Origin of the sequence: Streptomyces sp. NPDC048192, assembly GCF_043202415.1 — a bacterium.
GTDB lineage: Bacteria > Actinomycetota > Actinomycetes > Streptomycetales > Streptomycetaceae > Streptomyces.
Window position 1 is genome coordinate 1 of the sequence record NZ_JBIDAL010000031.1, and the last position, 16,122, is coordinate 16,122.

Below are 16,122 nucleotides of genomic sequence, written 5' to 3' on the forward strand. Positions count from 1 at the left end.
TGAACACCGTGCCGAGCGAGCCGATGATGAACACCCCGGTCAGGCCCGCGATGATGAGGCCCTTGCCCTGTTCGGCGCTGAAGGTGTCGCGCAGCGCGGTGGCGCCGATGCGCTGCTTGGCGGCACCCCAGATCGCGATGGCCAGACAGAGCAGGATGGCCACGGCCATGACGACCTGGACCATCGTCTTCGCCTCGGTGCCGAGCGCACCGAAGGGGCCCCAGTTCGGGGCGATGCCGCCGATGATCGTATTGATGTCGCCCTTGTCGGCTGCCATCAACATCTTGCGTTCCTCCTCGTGGTGGGTGGTTATCCGGCGAGCCGGTCGGCGGCCTGGTCGAGGGCCGTGGCGTCGTCGAGCGCGGCGTTGTAGCGCGCGGCCAGCTCCGGTGACCAGTGACGGCGCCGGTAGGCGAACAGGCTGACCAGCGTGACGAAGCGGAAGTTGCCGCGCTGCTCGGCGACCAGGTGACCGCCCTCGATGAGCTGCCCGACGGTGTGCGGGCTCAGGCACAGCAGAGACGCGGCCAGCGGCACGGGCACGGTCATCTCCTCCCACGCCCCCGCCCACAGCGGCTCGCCCTCCCACTCCTCCTCGTCCATGACCTCCCCCTTCGTCGTGTGCACGGGCTTCAGCGTCCGGTGGGCGTGTTGTGCAGGAACTCCAGGCGCTGCTGCGCCATCGACAGGTGCCGGCGGTCGAGCGCGGGCAGCGCGCGCAGCAGGCTGATCAGCTCGGGACCGCACTCGCGGGCCTGGCCCGGGTCGGGCATCTGCGTCCAGCAGTGGTGGGCGCTGGTCGCCGCGGCGAGCACCTCCGGCGCGTCCGGCGACTGGTGGGCGAGGCGGGTCCGCCCGGCGGCGATCCACAGCTGCGTCGCCAGCTGGTAGTTGCCCTCGCGCTTGGCGAGGTCGGCCCGGATCTCGACCCACTGGGTGGCCTGCGGTGAGTCGATGCCGTGCGTCTGCAGCGTGTGCTGCTCCCACGCCTGGGCGAGGCGGGCGGCCTCGCGGTGCTGCCCGGCCTCGGAGAGTGCGTGGATGTACGGGCGGGGGTCCTGCTGCGCGGGGACCGGCTGCTGCACGGGAGCAGGCTGTGGAGCGGGCGCCTGGGCCTGCTGCGGCACGTAGGTCTGGGGCGCCGGCGCGGGCGGAGCCGGGGTCGGGTGGGGTGCGCGGACCGGCTGCTGGACCGGCTCCGGTCGCTGCTGGTGGGCCGGGACGGGGCCGAGGCCGGGCTCGGCGTACCCGGGTGCGGACGGGCCCTGGGCGGGCGCTGGCGGCCGTGGGGCGGGCGCGGGGAACTCGGGTGCGGGCTGCTGCCGTTGCGGGGCGCCGGGCACCGGTCCGGGCGTGGCGTAGTGCTGCGGCTGTGGGGCCGGGGCCTGGTACTGCGGCGTCGGCACCGGCGCGGGCGAGGGGTATTCGTACTGCGGCGCGGGCGGGGTCGGCATCCGGTCCAGGCCCGGCGCGACCTCGGCCGGCTCCTCGGCGCGGCGGCGGCCGGGCAGCACGGAGGTGTCCCCTGCGAGCAGCCGCTGCAGGTTCGACTTCGGCGGCCGGGCCGCGGGCTCGTGCGACGGGGCGGCGTTGATCTGCGGGGCGAAGGGGATGACCAGGGAGCCCGGCGGCAGGGCGGCGGTGCCCACGGTGAGGGCGTGCAGCCGGGAGTTGGTGGGCCGGTCGGGGTTGCGGCGCAGTTGCTCGACCCAGGCGCGGGTGTAGGCGCTCACGCCCGTCTCGGTGCCGGGGAACCCGGGCGGTGCGATGACGCCGAACACCTCGGCGTTGGTGGCGGCCGGCAGCGTGCCGTACTCCTGCAGCAGGGGCCACGCGGTCTTGTCGGCGGCAAGGTCGAACAGCACGGTGGTCAGGCCCGGCGGCCGGGTGCGCAGTTCGATCCCGAGCCACTCCCAGGGCAGGGCCGCGTAGCGGGCGGTCGCCGCGGTGGTGCCCGGCAGGGCGAGGTAGAGACTCTGCCCCCGGCGGTCGGTGGTGAGGCGGCCGGAGAGGTAGACCAGCAGCGGGCCCGGGGTCGCTGCGGCGGCCCGGAGCCGGACCTGCAGGGCGTTCTGGTCGTGGATGCCGTCGAGGTACGTGGTGTCGCTGGGCACGTCGCTGCCGAGCAGCACGGGCACGGGGACGACCGACAGGGCCGCGAGGTTGGCGGACGGCACCACCTGTACGTTCCGCCGTCGGGCTGCGATGTCGCCCGCGAGCAGCAGTACGTGCCCGCGCTGTTGTGGTTCCGCCCCGTTGATCTGCATGGACAGCACCGTACTCACACGCAAAAAACCCCGGCGGGGCTTTCCGCCGGGGTCCCTTGCTGCCGCTTCGTCACATGTCGATGTCGGGTCCGTCGTCGGGCTCCGGCTCGGCGGCGTCGCGCTCGGCGTACAGGGCGGCGACGGTGTCCCTCTCCCAGTCGCCGGCGCGCTCGATCCGCTCGGCCAGATCGGGGCCGACCTCCTGCAGGATCGCCGTCGTGCGGGCTTCGACGAACGCCCTGTACTCGGCTTCCTTGGCCGGGTCGTTGTCCCAGGGCTCCCAGGCGTCGTCCGGGTGCTGCTTGTAGTACTCATCGGTGGCGTGGGAGCGGGCGGCGTCGCGGGCCTGCTCGGCGGGGCTGACAGGCGGAAGGGGCCGGGCGGGGATGATGCCGGCGGCCTCGGCGGCGGGCACGATCATCTCGTCCCACTGGCAGGCCGCGTACTCGGCGTCCTCGCCGGAGCCCTCGATGTAGCGCTGGCGCTGGGTGTCGCCGTATCCGGCGGCGTCCAGGTCCCGCTCGTAGGCGGCGACCTGGCCCTCGTACCCGGTGGGCTCAGCGGTCACGGTGACCGGGGCCCAGATGTCGTCCGCTGCCTGCTGCGGCTGCTCGCCGTTGTGCTTCTCGCCGTTCACAGGTCGATCTCCTCGTCGTCGTCGCGGTCGCGGTCCTTGCTGTCGCTGTCGGCCGGGGTCGGCTCGTAGCTGCGGGTGTGGGTGGCGTGGTCCAGGCCCCGGGCGGCGAAGCCCCTGTCGCCGTCGCCGCGGTGTTCCTTCTCCGCGTCGGTGACCTCCCTGCTGGTGGCTCCGGCCGCGTGGACCAGGTGGCGGGCGTGAGCGGCCTGCTGCTCGTAGGCATGGACGTCGGCGGCGGTGACCTGTTCGCCGGCGGCCGTCTTCTGCTCCAGCTCGCTGGCGGCCCGGTCGAGCTGGGCGAGCGCCGGGAGTAAGGCGGCGACCTCCTCCTGGTGGGCGAGGGCCTTGGGGTCCTGCTCGGTGTCCGTACTGCTCACGGTGGTGCTCCTCTCGGTACGGTGACGGGGTCTTAGAAGTCGATGTCGAGGTCGTCGTCGCGGTCGGGTTCGGGACCAATTGGTCCCGGATCGCCTCTGGCCGGCTCGGGCGGCCAGTCGGTGCCCTCGGGGCCGTGCACGGTGACCTCGTGCGGGTGGACCTCGGCCTGGACGTGGCCGCGGTAGACCAGGGCGCCGCCGGGCAGGAACTGCAGCGCCGGGTGGGTGCGGACGTCGTCCTGCGGGCGGACGGCGTCCTTCTCGGTGAGCGGGGTCCGGTCGACGGTGCGGCCGTCGATGAGCAGCCCCTTCTCGCCGACCTCGACCGTGTGACCGCGCCACTGCCTGACGAGCCGACCCTGGGGCGCGGTCGGCTTCACCGGCCGGTCTCCTCGCGCTCGGCTGCGGTCAGCTCGACCGGCGCCTCGTGCCCGGCGGCCAGCAGCAGTGCGGCGACGTTGAGTTCGTCGCCCGGCGCCACGGCCCGGGTCTCGCGCGCCTCGCTCGCGGCGACCAGGGCCTCGACGGTCCTGCTGATGCCCTCGACCCGGGCGACCTCGGTGCGGTGCTCCCAGACCTTCTCGGCGACGCGGGTCTGTCCCTCGACCATGGCCAGCGCGATCTGGGTGCGGCCCTCGGTCTGGGCCATGACGCGCTCGTGGCGCTGCTCGCGCTCCAGGCGGCGGTCGCCGCGCCACAGCGGGGCGCACACCGCGTAGACGGCGGCGGTGCCGACCAGCCAGAGCAGGGCGCGCAGCGACCAGATCGGCGTCCAGGCGGCGATGCCGAGCAGGGCGAGGGTTCCGCCGGCCGCGAACGCGAGGCGGGTGGTGTCGCTGTCGCCGTGCTGCTTGGCTGCCGACACGGTGCCCGCTGCGGCGGCGAGCGCGGTGAGCAGTCCGCTGATCCACAGCGGCTGGGTGGAGCCCTCGGGCAGCTGCTCGTGCCAGCCCCACGCCAGCAGCGTCGCCGCGGTGGTGACCAGGCCCGGCGCGATGCGGCCGAAGTGCTCCCAGATGACCCGGGCCAGGCTGCGCACGGGCGGCAGCGGCTCGACGCCCGGCACGTACGGGGCGGTGATCTGGTGCTCGCGCTCGATCAGGTACTCGGTCGGGTTGAACGGGACCGGCTCGTTCACAGATCCATCTCCATCTCGTGGGCGGGGAGTTCGGGGGAGGGGGCGGGAGCGCCTGGGGCGGGCTCCTTGTCGCTGGTCAGCTCCGGCTCGCGCGCGGCGTGCTGGATGCGCTCGTGGTCGGCGTGGACCGGCTGCAGGGCCTGCTCGGCGTGGTCAACCAGGGCGCCCGGGGCGAGGCCCGGGTGGCGGCTGTAGTTGCGGATGTCGTGGCCGGCCGCGTCGAGCCGGTCGAGGGCGGCGGTGTGCAGGACCTGCTCGCCGGTGTAGGCGGCGGTGCCGCCCATCCCGGCCTCCTCCAGCTCGGCGAGGACCTGTTCGCTGGGCTGGGGCCCGGGGTGGCGCTGGGCTTCCCAGGCGACGGTCAGCGGGTCGATGGGGGCGTGCCGCTCGTCGAGCGTGCGCATCGCCTTGTAGACCGCGGCCAGCTGCGGGTGGGAGAAGTCGCCTTCCTGCAGCCAGCCGGTGACCTCGCGCAGCTGGCGGGGCTCGTAGAGCAGGGAGGCGACGGTCTCGCCCTCGGCCTGGATATCGACCCGGGCCCGCTCGGTGCGGGGCACCGGGGTGACCGGCTGCTCGGGCTGGGTGTCGAGCAGGTTGCGCACGGTCTCCGGCGCGGCCTTCCAGGCGGCGTCCAGCTGGGCGAGGCGCTGCCCGGTCTTGTCCGCCTGCTCCAGCGCCTTGAGCGCCTGGTCGACCTCGGCCTGACGGGCGGTGTCGCGCAGCTGCTCGCCGGCGTGCTCGACGGCCCGGTGGATCGCGGCCTCCAGCACCATCCCGCCGTACAGCGGGGCGGTGCGCGGGTTGGGGCAGACGCTTAAGTTGGCCAGGTGGGAGATCCGGGACGGGGTGAGGGTCTGCCGGATGCCCGGCTCCTCGATCTTCGCCACGGCCGCGGTGACGGCGGCCGGGACGTCGTTCGGGGCGACCTTGGTGAAGTCGATGGAGTGCAGGACTCCCCACAGGGCGGCGTAGTCCGGGCGGGAGAAAGTGCCCGGCGGTATCCAGCGCATCGAGGGCAGCGCCTCGGGGCGGTGCAGCATCGCCCCAAGCAGCGCCTCCTCCGCCCTGCGGGTCAGCCTCTTCACCGGGCCACCCCGCCCGGCTCGTACGGCTGCAGGGGCGCGTTCGCCCGGAGGTACAGCGGATGGCGCGGGTGCCCGGCCCTGGTGGTGCCCAGGGCCCACAGCCGCGCCCCGTGGGCGGTGAGGGCCTTCTCGACGGTGGCGGCCCGCTGCAGCCTGCCCCAGGCTCCCCAGCCGACGGTGACGTCGTGGGCGGCCTCGGCGAGCAGCCGCAGCAGCGCGTCGTTGTGCGTGCCGACGGTGTCCAGCCGCCCGGTGGTGAGGATGCTGGGGTCGGTGGACCGGATGGCGAACAGGTTGGCCAGCAGCAGCCCGCCGTGGCCGTCGCGCTGGGCGAAGCCGACCAGTCGCCGGACCGTGGGGTCGTCCTGGTCGGCGGTGGCCATCGACGGGTTGAGCAGGACGTATACGCGGTGCGTGCCGGGTGCCCAGGTGCGGGTCAGGGCGTAGCGGTGGACCAGGTCGGAGCTGAACACGGCGGTGCCGGCGCTCCCCTGCTGATGGGTCAGGCCCTGGTCGGTGGCCCATGCCTTGATCTGCTCGGGCAGTGTCACGGCGTCACCTCCGCCGCGTCGGCCCGCGCGGCGAGCACGCGCGCGTGGCACGGCTCGCCCTCGGGGCACCAGCAGCCCAGCCGCTGGCCCCTGAGCTTGGGCAGTTCCCGCGCGACCAGCTCCGGGTGGGCGTCCAGCCACTTCTCGTAGCGGGCGACGACCTCCTCGGCGGTACCGTGCTTGCCCACCCGGTAGGGGTTGGCGAGCAGGTGGCCGGCGAGGCGCCACCCGCCCTGGTACATCGGGCGGCCGACGTAGACGACACCCTCGATCTCCGGATCGCCCTGGCGGCCCTTGAGGCACACCACGGTCGTGGGGCCGGTGGCCGCGGGCTGCTCCTGGTCCTCGTTGCCGAACAGGCCCAGCTGCAGCCCGCCGTTCATCACAGGGGCGAAGGGCTTGGCGGTGCTCATCGGCCGACTCCCGCCCACCAGTCGCCGACCAGCTCGGCGGCGAGGTCCTCGTCGACCGCGAGCGCGGCGGCGATCTCGGCGGTGCTGCGGCCGGCGGCGTTCATCTCGCCCGCCATCCGGGTCCACTCCGCCCGGCGCTTGGCGGGCGGCACGTAGTCGCTGCCGACCTTCGCGTCCTGATGCGGCTCCTGGTCCTCGGTCTCGGCGACGAAGCCCAGGGCGAGCAGCAGGCCGCGGGCGTCGTCGGCGTCGGTGGCGAGCGCGGTGACCTTCTTGGCGAGGTCGCGGTCGACGGTCAGGTGCAGCATCACACCAGCCCCTTGAAGGCCCTGGCGAAGCCGATGAACACGATGCCCGTGATGACGGCCGCGATCAGGACGGTCCTGGTGGTGGACAGGACGACCGTGATGCGGTCGGCCTGGATCTTCATCGGGAGGAGCACGACGGCTGCGACGTAGCCGAGGAAGGCTCCGCCGGCGGCGTCGGGGAGTCCGGCACCGACGCGCAGCGCGCCGAACCCGATCAGGACGCCGAACAGCGCTGCGGTCAGACCGATGGCGCGCTCGGTGAAGGTGGGCTTGGCCTTCCTCATCGGGCCACCGCCAGCCGGGGGCCGGGGACGAAGTTCTGGAAGCCGGCGGCCTCGACCGCCTGCAGGCAGGCCCGGATGCGGGCGGCGGCGGTCTCGGGGTGCTCGCCGTACTCGTAGGCGACCTCGGCGACCGCGGCGGCGGCGCCGTTGGGGCCCAGCCGGTCGGAGGTCTGGTGGATCAGCTCACGGGTGCGCGCCGGGTTCGTGGCGAACTCGGCGACGGGGGCCTGGGAGACGAAGAGGAAGTTGGCGAGCGTCGTAGTGACGCGCGAGGTGGGCACAGCAGCCTCCGGCGAAGGAGAAGAAGAGACGGGGGGTCCGGCTCGGCCCCGGGCGGGGCGGGTTGCTCATCCGCCCGGGGTCGAGGTGGGGAGTGGTCAGCCCTTGCTCTGCAGGGCGGCGCGCTCGGCGGCGGCGCGGGCGGCGGCCTCCTGGGCCTCCTGCGCGCGGCGCAGCGCCTCGCTGGCGGCGGGGTCCTGGATGACGGCGGTGACGCCGATCGCGGCGATCACGGCGGTCACGGCGGTCAGCCGACCAGCAGCGCGGCGCGGCTGTGCGGGCGCGCGGGCTGCGGGGAGTCCTGCCGACCGTCCCGCTCGTGCGGGGTCGGGCGCATCGGAAGCTGCGGCCTGTCCTCGGCGTGCACGGGGTTGTCGCAGGTGACGACACCGGTGCGGGTGACGACGCGCTCGAAGTCCCTGCAGTCGCGGCACTTCGGGCCGATCCGCCCGACGACCGCGAGGCGCGGGCCGGCGAGGACCGGCAGGGCGCGGATGCCCTCGGGGGACAGGCGTAGGGCGGGGACGTCGTCGACCGTGATGTCGGCGCCGGGGATGAGGCTGAGAGAATTACGCACGGAGATCCCTCCACGTAGGGGTGTCCCGATCCGGAAGGCGGTCCTACGCGCCTGTCCGGGCTTCTGAAGCCGGGGTCTGCAAACCCCGGCTGAGAGGGGTCTCGGGGCCTGCAAGCCCTTGGGGCCCCTCTCGCCTTACATCCCAAACACTAACCCACTAACCCTTGAGGTTCAAGGGTTAGTGGGTTAGATTCTTCCCTGTACTCGACAACAGGGAGGTGGCGATGGGGAGCGGCCCCATGGTCCGCGAACGTCCGGCCGGCCCGTATCCACAGGCCCGGACCCATAACCTCTTGGGGTCACCAATCCCAAGACCCCAAGGGGGACAGATGGCCGACAACATCCCGCCGGCGAAGCGTGGCTCGGCCCAACCCAAGAGCGAGGGCCGACCCAAGTGGGTGCCGATGCGAGATGACCAGTACAGCGGCCTGACCGCCCTGGCCCGGGATCTGATGGACGCACGGACCCGCAAGACCGAGCGCATCACGGAGAACACGCTGATCCGCGTGGGCATCGACCTGCTGCTCGCGCACCCCGAACTCCTCAACGGCGACACGGAGGAGGAGCTGCGGAACAACGCGCTCGCGCACATCGCGCAGCTGCAGGCGCCGCCGCAGCCGGAGGAAGACGAAGGGAGGGACGAATGACCGGCAAGACGACCGAGCAGCCCGCCACGGCGAAGGGCATCCCGGAGCTGACCAGGACGCACAAGATCCTGATCGGTGTGGTGGTCGTGGGCGCCGTCATCATCGCCTCCATCGGCTTCGCCGGGTCGTACGCCGCGGTGCACGACCTCGCGGTGAAGAAGGGCTTCGGCGACTTCGCCCTGGTCTTCCCGGTCGGCATCGACGCCGGGATCGTCGTACTGCTCGCCCTGGACCTGCTGCTGACGTGGATTCGGATTCCGTTCCCGCTGCTGCGCCAGACCGCCTGGCTGCTGACGGCGGCCACCATCGCCTTCAACGGCGCGGCGGCCTGGCCCGACCCGCTCGGCGTCGGTATGCACGCGGTCATCCCGGTGCTGTTCGTCGTCTCCGTCGAGGCGGCCCGCCACGCGATCGGACGGATCGCGGACGTCACGGCCGACAAGCACATGGAGGGCGTGCGGCTGAGCCGCTGGCTGCTCTCCCCGGTCCCGACGTTCCTGCTCTGGCGCCGCATGAAGCTGTGGGAGCTGCGCTCCTACGAGCAGGTCATCAAGCTCGAACAGGACCGGTACGTGTACCAGACGTGGCTGCAGTCGCAGTTCGGCAAGAACTGGCGCAAGGCGGCCAAGGAAGGGCGGAAGGGTGGTTCGCCGGTCGAGCTGCTGATGCCGCTGCGGCTGGCCCGCTACGGCAAGCCGCTGGCGGAGACGGTGCCGGCGGTGCTCACCGCCACCGGCTACGAGGTGCCCGCGCTGTTCCAGCCGCGTGAACTGCCGCCCGGCGAGGTGCTGGACACGGAGCCGGAGACAGCCGAGATCGAGCGGGAGCCGGAGCCGGAACCCGAGACCGAGCACCTGGCGGTGGAAGCCCCTCACCCGGCGGTCGAGCCGGAGCCGGAGCCCGAGCCGGTCCAGCAGCCGGAGGCGCCTGTGGCGGACTGGCAGCAGGAAGTGGCGCACGCCTCGTACGCGCCGTACGCGGAGCCCGAGCCGCAGCCCGAGACCTACGAGCGCGAGCACCGCGTCGAGGAGTCGGCGGTGTCCTACGGGCAGCCGTTCACGGCCGACCCCACGGAGCCCATTTCCTACGAGCAGCCGGAGCCGGTCGCCGCGCCGGAGCCGTACGCGCAGCCCGAGCCCGAGCCGCAGCCCGTCGCGGAGCCGGTGGCTGAGGTCCCCGCGCAGCCGGAGCCCGCTCCTGCTGCACCGGCCCGCAGCACTGCGCCGAAGCGGGTGGAGGCCCGGGTCGAGGACGACAGCGAGGGCGAGGCGCCGGCGCGTGGGGGCCGCGGGGCCAACACCCGTGCCCGGGTCGCCGAGATCTACCGGAACCTGCCAGAGGAGGAGCGTGCGCTGCGCGGACGTCCGCTGGCCCGGGTGATCTCCGATGCCAGCAACGGCGAGTTGAAGTTCGACACCGTGAAGCGGTCGCACATCTCCGAGGAGCTGCTGGCGAAGTACCTGCAGAGCGCTCCGCAGGTTCCCGGCCCCCGTGAGGAAGCGGTCTCGGAGGACGTCCGGTGACCGCCGCAATTCGCCGACTCTGTCCACAGGGCCGCTCGGCCACAGTGATCGTCAGTGGCGACCACCACCCCCGGCGGCGGGGTGATCGGCGGGCGCCCGCAGGACGGGCACAGCATCCGCCGGTGTCCGGTCTGACGGGCAGTCTTCGCAGCTCATCCCGCACCGCGGGAGGCTGCGTGACCGCGCGCAGTAGGTCCGTAACGATCGGCGAAAACGATGCCGCGTTTGTCAGTGCAGGGACGTATACAGACAGGAGTGGCCCCGGTGGCGCATAGAGAGCTTGGCGGCTGCTGCACCACCGGGGCCCCGACGAAGGAGACCTTCGTGAACGACAACAGTAAGGCCGGAACCCTGACCCACTCGACCACCCTTCACGCCGACACCACCCCTATGGAAACGGCCAGTTCGACGGCCGTGGAGAGCACCGAGCAGCCCGGGACGTGGGAGCCCACCGAGGGCGACACCCTCAACAGCGTGCTGCTGTCCACCCCGAACCCCCTGGGGCGCCCCGGCGTCCGGCTCACCGCGCTGACCGTGCCCGCCACGTTCCTCGCGGCGGAGACCACCACCAACGACAGCCCGGCCCACATCCTGAGCACCATCTTCGGCGGCCTGGCCGAAGGCGGGGCGACACTGTTCGAGAACCAGCCGCTGCTCACCGTGGCGATGGTCGTGGGGCTGGCCGGCGCCGGATACATGAAGGTCCGCGGCGACTTCGACTTCGCGGGCACCACCGACGGGTTCGCGTCCAAGCGGAAGCTGCGCAAGCACCTCGGCCGCGCCCAGCTCGTCAAGAAGCGCAAGACGCTGCGCCCCTCGCTGGCCGACGTGCCGGCGCGCAAGGTGCCCACCAACGCCGTGGGCGTCTACCTGGGGCAGGACCGCAAGACCAAGCTGCACCTGTACATGTCGATCGAGGAAAGCTCCCTGATGCTGGCGCCGATGGGCGCGGGCAAGACGGCCAAGATCGCCAACTGGATCATCGACGCCGAAGGTGCCGTGCTGGCGACCTCCACGAAGTTCGACATCGTCGAGTGGACCGAGCGGATGCGCGCCCGGGTCGGCCGCATCCTGATCTGGAATCCGCAGGGCATCGCCGGCCGGGACTCCAACATCGCCTGGGACCCGGTCATCGGCTGCGCCGACCCCGAACTCGGTGTCGAGCGCTCCATGCGCCGGGCCCAGTACCTGCTCGAAGGCTCGGACGCGACCAAGGGCGTGGAGAACCGCACCTTCTGGCAGACCGCCAGCTACAGCGTGCTCAAGGCGTTCCTGTGGGCGGCGGACGCCGACGGGCTGAGCCTGCTGGACGTGGCGCGCTGGACCAAGAGCGTGCGCAACACCGAAGCCATCGCCATCTTCGAGAAGTACGAGCACCCCGACCCGTTCAACCCCTCCCGTCCGGTCGCCCCGCGCGGCTGGAAGGAGGACCTGGAGCAGGTGCAGAAGGTCGAGGGCAAGCCCACGACCTCGGAGAACGTGTTCGGAACGCTGTCCAAGACGTTCATGTTCCTCGACGCGCCGCGCGTCCAGAAGATCGTCGAGGCGGCCCACGCCCCGGGCACGCCGCAGTTCGACATCGCCGCGTACCTCGCCTCGCGCGACACGCTGTACCTGCTCGGCCGCGAGGACGGCATGGGCAGCATCGGCCCGCTGTTCACCTGCCTCACCGGTGAGATCTACGAGACCGCCCGGCAGCTGGCCCCGATGAACAAGGGCGGGCGCCTGGACCCGCCCTGGACGATGGTCCTGGACGAAGCGGCGCTGATCTGCAGCGTGCCGCTGCAGCTGTGGACCGCCGACAGCCGCGGCCTGGGCATCAACATCCACGCGTGCTTCCAGAGCCCGGCGCAGATCTACGAGCGGTGGGGGAAGTACGGCTACCAGACCATCTGGGACAACTGCGTGAAGCTGGTCCTGGGCGGCCTGTCCAACAAGGAGCACCTGCAGGACCTGTCCGAACTGTGCGGCAAGCACAAGGAGAAGAAGGACAGCCACTCCAAGACCCCCGGCCCGGACGGCACCATGAAGGAGTCGGTGTCCTGGACCAAGGTCGAGGTCGACACCATGACGCCCGCGGACATCATGAACCTGGAGCCCGGCGAGATCCTCATCCTGCGCAAGCACCTCGGCGGCCCGGTCGTCGCGCACTTCACCGCGGTGTGGGACCGCAAGGACATCAAGAACGCGGAGAAGGCGGACAAGAAGGCCGCGCGGGCGGAACTCAAGGCCCGCAAGCGCAAGGCCAAGCTCGCCCCGCCGGCCTGGACGCCCGCGCCGCCCCTCGCCCCGCCCGTGCAGGAAGCGCCGGCGGACCTGTGGGGCCCGGCGCAGCCCCAGGACCCCTGGGCGCCGACCGGCCCGGACACCAGCCCGTGGACGGCCGACCCGGCGGCCAGCGCCTGGTCGACCACGCGGCTGCCCGGCCCGCGCGACGCCCAGGTGCTGCGCGGCGAGGTCGTGCCGCCCCGGCCCGCGCAGCCCCCGGTCATCCCGCCGGAGCCGGACTTCGAGCCGACCGGCCACCTCGAGCAGGTGCCGCCGCAGCCCGCGCCCGTCGCGGACAAGCCCGCCGAGCAGACCACGGCCGCGCCCATCCCGCTGCGCAAGACCGGCACCGACGACGCGCCGGCGGCGGACGACGGCTGGGGCGACGACGACGAGACGGGGTTCTAAGTGGCAGACGACATGAAGGTCAGCGTCAGCGACATGCTGCTGACCCTGACGGGCAACGTCTCCGACGCCCGCAAGCGCCTCGCGGAGCTGGAAAACCAGAAGCTCAAGCAGGGCCAGGAGGACATCCTCCTCAAGCTGGGCGAGCACAAGGAGCAGCTCGCCGCGATCACCGAGGCACTCGCGGCGATGCAGGCCGAGCCGGAGCCGGAGCCCGAGCCGGACTGGCCGGGCGTCTCCCCGAACTGGACCGACGACATCGACCAGGACCAGGCCCGCCAGCTGTGGGACTGGATGACCGAGTGGTGCCAGAACTTCTTGTGGCCCGTCTACGCCCAGGACGTATGGAAGCCGTGCTGGTACCGACACCCCCGGCTGCGGATCGTGCTGACCGCGCTGCGCGGCGCCCACCAGTGGTCGTACGAGACTACGAAGGTCCCGCCGACCCGGGCGCTGGAGTGGGAGTACCGCTGGTGGCCGCAGACCGAGCAGCTGCTCAAGGAGGAGCTGAAGAACTGCGGCCTCCCGCGCGACGGGCTGCCGAACCCCAAGCACAAGGTGCCGATGCCCAAGCAGCCCACGGACGAGGTGCCCAACCCGGCGCCGCCGGCGTTCACCATCAAGGACTTCGTGGACCCCGGCTTCTTCGAGTACGTCGAGCGCAACATCGCCAAGCGCCGTAAGCCGGAGAAGAAGGACGACGGCGAGAAGGAATCGGGCGACTGACGCCCCATCCTGCAGCAGTCAACAAACGGCCCGCCCGTCAAACGACGGAGCGGGCCGTTGCTGCGTGTGCACCCGGTACGGTCCGGGCTATGACTGCACTGCAACCCCAGACAGTACCTGTGCCGGTGCTCGATGTGGATCTCGAATTCCTCGACATCGTCACCGAATGGGACGTGGACACCACGTTTCACGCGTGGCGGCCAGGCATCGTCGTGCCGCCCACCTTCCAGCCGGCCATCTCGCCCCGGGTCATCGCCCTGGCCAACCAGAAGGGCGGCGTGGGCAAGACCATCACCGCCCTGGAGCTGGCGATGGCGTACGCGGCCCGCGGTCTGCGCGTGCGGCTGATCGACGCCGACCCCCAGAAGGCGGCGCTCTCGGTCTGGCTCAAGGAGACCTGCTACCCGGCCGATGCGAAGGACCGGCGCACGCTGCGCGACGTCTTCTTCGGCGAGGCGACGCTGCGCGAGGTCACCTACCCCACCGTCTACAAGGGCCTGTACCTGGTGCCCTCCGACCCGAGCCTCGGCGACGTCGAGAACGCCACGCCCCAGCAGGTGTTCAGCCCTGAGTCGCTGCTGCGCGACGCGCTGCGGGCCGACACCGACGACTGGGACGTCACGCTCATCGACTCGGGCCCCAACCTCGGCAAGCTCACCGTGGCGGCCCTGGTCGCCTCCGACGACGTCGCCATCGCCGTCCAGGACGGCGGCCTGGAGGTCGTCGGCACGGGCTCGGTGGTCACCACCATCAAGACCGTCCGCCAGCGCATGAACCCCTCGCTGCAGGTCCGCGCGGTGTTCTTCACCGACTTTAAGAAGGACTCCCTGCACCGCCGGATCGGGCGGGAGATGAACAAGGCGTTCCCCGACGCCCTGATCGTCCCGTGCCGCGAGTCGACCCAGGCCGGGTGGGCGTCGCTGGGGAAGCGCCCGCTGCGGATGCATACTCCGAACGAGAAACCGACCCTCGACTACGACCGGGCGGCTGATCTCCTCATCGCCCCCAAGCAGAAGGTGAGCTGACGACGTGGCACGCAACCAGGACGTCGACGACGACGAGTTCGCCGGCCTCGGCGGAGACAGCGGCAGCGACGTCGACACGCAGACCGGCAAGCTCCTCGACGTCCCGAAGCAGGACCCCAAGGTCGTCTTCGACTCCGTGGTGGCCCTGGCCGGCTCCCTGCCCCGCCTCGACGACGTCGCGGAAGTCGAAGAGGGCGACGTCTCCCCGCTGTCGGACACGGAGAAGCAGCAGAAGGAGGAGACCGAGACGGTCATCCTCGCAGCCAGCAAGGTCGGCAAGGCCGCGATCTGGGTGATGGGGCAGGGCTTCGCCGCGGCCAAGAAGGGCCAGTGGTTCCGGGGGACCCACCCCACCATCGAGGCGTACATGGCCGACCTGGTGCCGGACGTGGTGCCCCGTCAGGCCCGCCGCTGGGTGACCGGCTCCACGCTCGCCCTGGCCATCACCGCCCGCACCGGCACGGCCCCCATCGAGGGACAGATCCGCGAACTGGTCAAGGCCAAGGGCAAGGACAAAAAGACCCTGCCCCAGGACGTCGCCGAAGACATCTACATCGTCACGACCACGACGGCGGCCGAGACCGGGGCGAAAGCGACCGCGAAGGTGATGGCCGACGTCCGCACGAGGGTCGAGAAGACGGAGCTGCCGGAGGAGACCGAGCAGCGGAAGGCGGTCCTGCAGGAGCTGGCGCTCGAAGCGCTCGCTGGACCAATTGGTCCCGAATCCTCGGACGGAGAGACGGAGGGCGCCGGGGAGGCGGAGGACGGCATCATCGACGCGGAGATCGTCGACACTCCGAACCTCGACGCGCTCGACGAAGCGCTCCGGGCCCTCAAGACGGTCCGCAAGACCATCAAGGCGCCCACCTTCAAGGAGGCGGTCGCCGAGCACGACCCGGAGCGCTACAGCACGCTCATCAAGGATCTGCGCACCATCACCCGTGAGCTGCAGGGCGTGACCGACCGGGCCCCGGGCCCGATGGTCGTGTCCGTGCCAGCGCAGGCCGAGCACGAAGAAGCCGAGCAGCCGGAGGGTGCCTCGGTCTGACCCGGCAACGACGAAGCCCGCCCCGGGCTTGGGGCGGGCTTCGTCGTGTTCAGAGGGTCGGCATCAGTCCTTCTGCCACATCAGCCAGGGCTGGTCGTCAGTCAGGCCGCGCACCCACATCACCGCGTGCTGCACGCCGTTGGCGTACTTGCGGCGCGGTCCCGAGCGCAGCGCTTCCTCGGCCGCGTCATCCTCGGCTCGCAGCTGCGCGGCGTCGGGGATGCCATGGGAGGTACGGCCGGTGAGGGGAGCAGTCGCCGCGACACCGAGCACCCAGGTGTACGCGGCGAGGATGCCCTGGTGCCACTCCTCCAGCTCGTAGCCCTTGGCTCGCACCGCGTACTCCATGTTGTCGACGATGGCGGCGACCTCGGCGACGGTGCGCTTCCCGACCATGACTGCGGCGGGCGCCGTGTCCGGAGGGGGAGGGACCGGCTGCTGGGAGGTCGCGGGCGCCCCGGCCGGCGGCACAGCGCCCGGCCTGTTCCACATCGGGTTCTCAGCCATAGGGGCACCGTAGCGGGCCGCGCGGACACGGGGCAGAAGCTCGAAGGGCCAGCGGGT

At 71.9% G+C, this 16,122-nt stretch carries 22 protein-coding genes; 6 read left to right on the top strand and 16 right to left on the bottom strand.

Annotated features, from left to right (window positions below):
- The 15 genes from ACGFZN_RS38845 to ACGFZN_RS38915 form a co-directional block, all read right to left on the bottom strand.
- The coding region (locus tag ACGFZN_RS38845; protein WP_393863202.1) for a hypothetical protein at positions 1-283 on the bottom strand (283 nt) is incomplete at its 3' end.
- Positions 284-309: 26 nt separating this feature from the next.
- Positions 310-627 (bottom strand): hypothetical protein, encoded by a 318-nt coding sequence (locus ACGFZN_RS38850; RefSeq protein WP_393863203.1) that lies wholly within the window; start codon positions 625-627, stop codon positions 310-312.
- Positions 628-632: 5 nt separating this feature from the next.
- The gene (locus ACGFZN_RS38855; protein WP_393863204.1) at positions 633-2,267 is read right to left on the bottom strand and encodes a hypothetical protein; all 1,635 of its coding nucleotides are present in this window, start codon (positions 2,265-2,267) and stop codon (positions 633-635) included.
- A gap of 70 nt (positions 2,268-2,337) precedes the next feature.
- Positions 2,338-2,904 carry a hypothetical protein gene (locus tag ACGFZN_RS38860; protein ID WP_393863205.1) on the bottom strand — a complete coding sequence of 189 codons (567 nt, stop codon included), beginning with the start codon at positions 2,902-2,904 and terminating at the stop codon, positions 2,338-2,340.
- Positions 2,901-3,281, bottom strand: coding sequence for a hypothetical protein (locus ACGFZN_RS38865; RefSeq protein ID WP_393863206.1), 381 nt, complete (start codon positions 3,279-3,281; stop codon positions 2,901-2,903). The genes ACGFZN_RS38860 and ACGFZN_RS38865 overlap by 4 nt, the downstream gene beginning before the upstream one ends.
- Positions 3,282-3,313: 32 nt before the next feature.
- A complete protein-coding gene (locus ACGFZN_RS38870) occupies positions 3,314-3,661 on the bottom strand; it encodes a hypothetical protein (protein ID WP_393863207.1) in 348 nt (115 codons plus the stop codon).
- Positions 3,658-4,419 (bottom strand): hypothetical protein, encoded by a 762-nt coding sequence (locus tag ACGFZN_RS38875; protein WP_393863208.1) that lies wholly within the window; start codon positions 4,417-4,419, stop codon positions 3,658-3,660. The genes ACGFZN_RS38870 and ACGFZN_RS38875 overlap by 4 nt, the downstream gene beginning before the upstream one ends.
- Positions 4,416-5,504 (bottom strand): DnaB-like helicase N-terminal domain-containing protein, encoded by a 1,089-nt coding sequence (locus ACGFZN_RS38880; RefSeq protein WP_393863209.1) that lies wholly within the window; start codon positions 5,502-5,504, stop codon positions 4,416-4,418. Before ACGFZN_RS38880 ends, ACGFZN_RS38875 begins: the two co-directional genes overlap by 4 nt.
- Positions 5,501-6,055, bottom strand: a complete 555-nt coding sequence (locus ACGFZN_RS38885; RefSeq protein ID WP_393863210.1) for a DUF1643 domain-containing protein — start codon at positions 6,053-6,055, stop codon at positions 5,501-5,503. The genes ACGFZN_RS38880 and ACGFZN_RS38885 overlap by 4 nt, the downstream gene beginning before the upstream one ends.
- Complete coding sequence (locus ACGFZN_RS38890) at positions 6,052-6,468, bottom strand: DUF4326 domain-containing protein (RefSeq protein ID WP_393863211.1); 417 nt, start codon at positions 6,466-6,468, stop codon at positions 6,052-6,054. The genes ACGFZN_RS38885 and ACGFZN_RS38890 overlap by 4 nt, the downstream gene beginning before the upstream one ends.
- Positions 6,465-6,776, bottom strand: a complete 312-nt coding sequence (locus ACGFZN_RS38895) for a hypothetical protein (RefSeq protein WP_393863212.1) — start codon at positions 6,774-6,776, stop codon at positions 6,465-6,467. Before ACGFZN_RS38895 ends, ACGFZN_RS38890 begins: the two co-directional genes overlap by 4 nt.
- Entirely contained in the window at positions 6,776-7,060 is a 285-nt protein-coding gene (locus ACGFZN_RS38900; RefSeq protein ID WP_393863213.1) for a hypothetical protein, read from the bottom strand. The genes ACGFZN_RS38895 and ACGFZN_RS38900 overlap by 1 nt, the downstream gene beginning before the upstream one ends.
- A complete protein-coding gene (locus tag ACGFZN_RS38905) occupies positions 7,057-7,341 on the bottom strand; it encodes a hypothetical protein (RefSeq protein ID WP_393863214.1) in 285 nt (94 codons plus the stop codon). The genes ACGFZN_RS38900 and ACGFZN_RS38905 overlap by 4 nt, the downstream gene beginning before the upstream one ends.
- Positions 7,342-7,437: 96 nt before the next feature.
- Entirely contained in the window at positions 7,438-7,581 is a 144-nt protein-coding gene (locus ACGFZN_RS38910; RefSeq protein WP_393863215.1) for a hypothetical protein, read from the bottom strand.
- 5 nt (positions 7,582-7,586) lie between these two features.
- Positions 7,587-7,916 carry a hypothetical protein gene (locus ACGFZN_RS38915; protein ID WP_393863216.1) on the bottom strand — a complete coding sequence of 110 codons (330 nt, stop codon included), beginning with the start codon at positions 7,914-7,916 and terminating at the stop codon, positions 7,587-7,589.
- A gap of 329 nt (positions 7,917-8,245) precedes the next feature.
- Between ACGFZN_RS38915 and ACGFZN_RS38920 the strand changes: the two genes are divergently transcribed.
- From ACGFZN_RS38920 to ACGFZN_RS38945, 6 genes are all read left to right on the top strand, one after another.
- Positions 8,246-8,563: a chromosome segregation ATPase gene (locus ACGFZN_RS38920; RefSeq protein ID WP_393863217.1), complete on the top strand. Its 318-nt coding sequence runs from the start codon at positions 8,246-8,248 to the stop codon at positions 8,561-8,563.
- A complete protein-coding gene (locus tag ACGFZN_RS38925) occupies positions 8,560-10,086 on the top strand; it encodes a DUF2637 domain-containing protein (protein ID WP_393863218.1) in 1,527 nt (508 codons plus the stop codon). The genes ACGFZN_RS38920 and ACGFZN_RS38925 overlap by 4 nt, the downstream gene beginning before the upstream one ends.
- A 324-nt stretch (positions 10,087-10,410) precedes the next feature.
- Positions 10,411-12,762 carry a TraM recognition domain-containing protein gene (locus ACGFZN_RS38930; RefSeq protein WP_393863219.1) on the top strand — a complete coding sequence of 784 codons (2,352 nt, stop codon included), beginning with the start codon at positions 10,411-10,413 and terminating at the stop codon, positions 12,760-12,762.
- Positions 12,763-13,485: a hypothetical protein gene (locus ACGFZN_RS38935; protein WP_393863220.1), complete on the top strand. Its 723-nt coding sequence runs from the start codon at positions 12,763-12,765 to the stop codon at positions 13,483-13,485.
- Positions 13,486-13,574: 89 nt separating this feature from the next.
- Positions 13,575-14,510, top strand: coding sequence for a ParA family protein (locus tag ACGFZN_RS38940; RefSeq protein ID WP_393863221.1), 936 nt, complete (start codon positions 13,575-13,577; stop codon positions 14,508-14,510).
- Between the two features lie 4 nt (positions 14,511-14,514).
- Positions 14,515-15,558: a hypothetical protein gene (locus ACGFZN_RS38945; protein WP_393863222.1), complete on the top strand. Its 1,044-nt coding sequence runs from the start codon at positions 14,515-14,517 to the stop codon at positions 15,556-15,558.
- A 63-nt stretch (positions 15,559-15,621) separates the two neighbouring features.
- On the opposite strand, the gene ACGFZN_RS38950 is transcribed toward ACGFZN_RS38945, so the two are convergent.
- Entirely contained in the window at positions 15,622-16,065 is a 444-nt protein-coding gene (locus ACGFZN_RS38950) for a hypothetical protein (RefSeq protein ID WP_393863223.1), read from the bottom strand.
- Positions 16,066-16,122 lie beyond the last annotated feature (57 nt).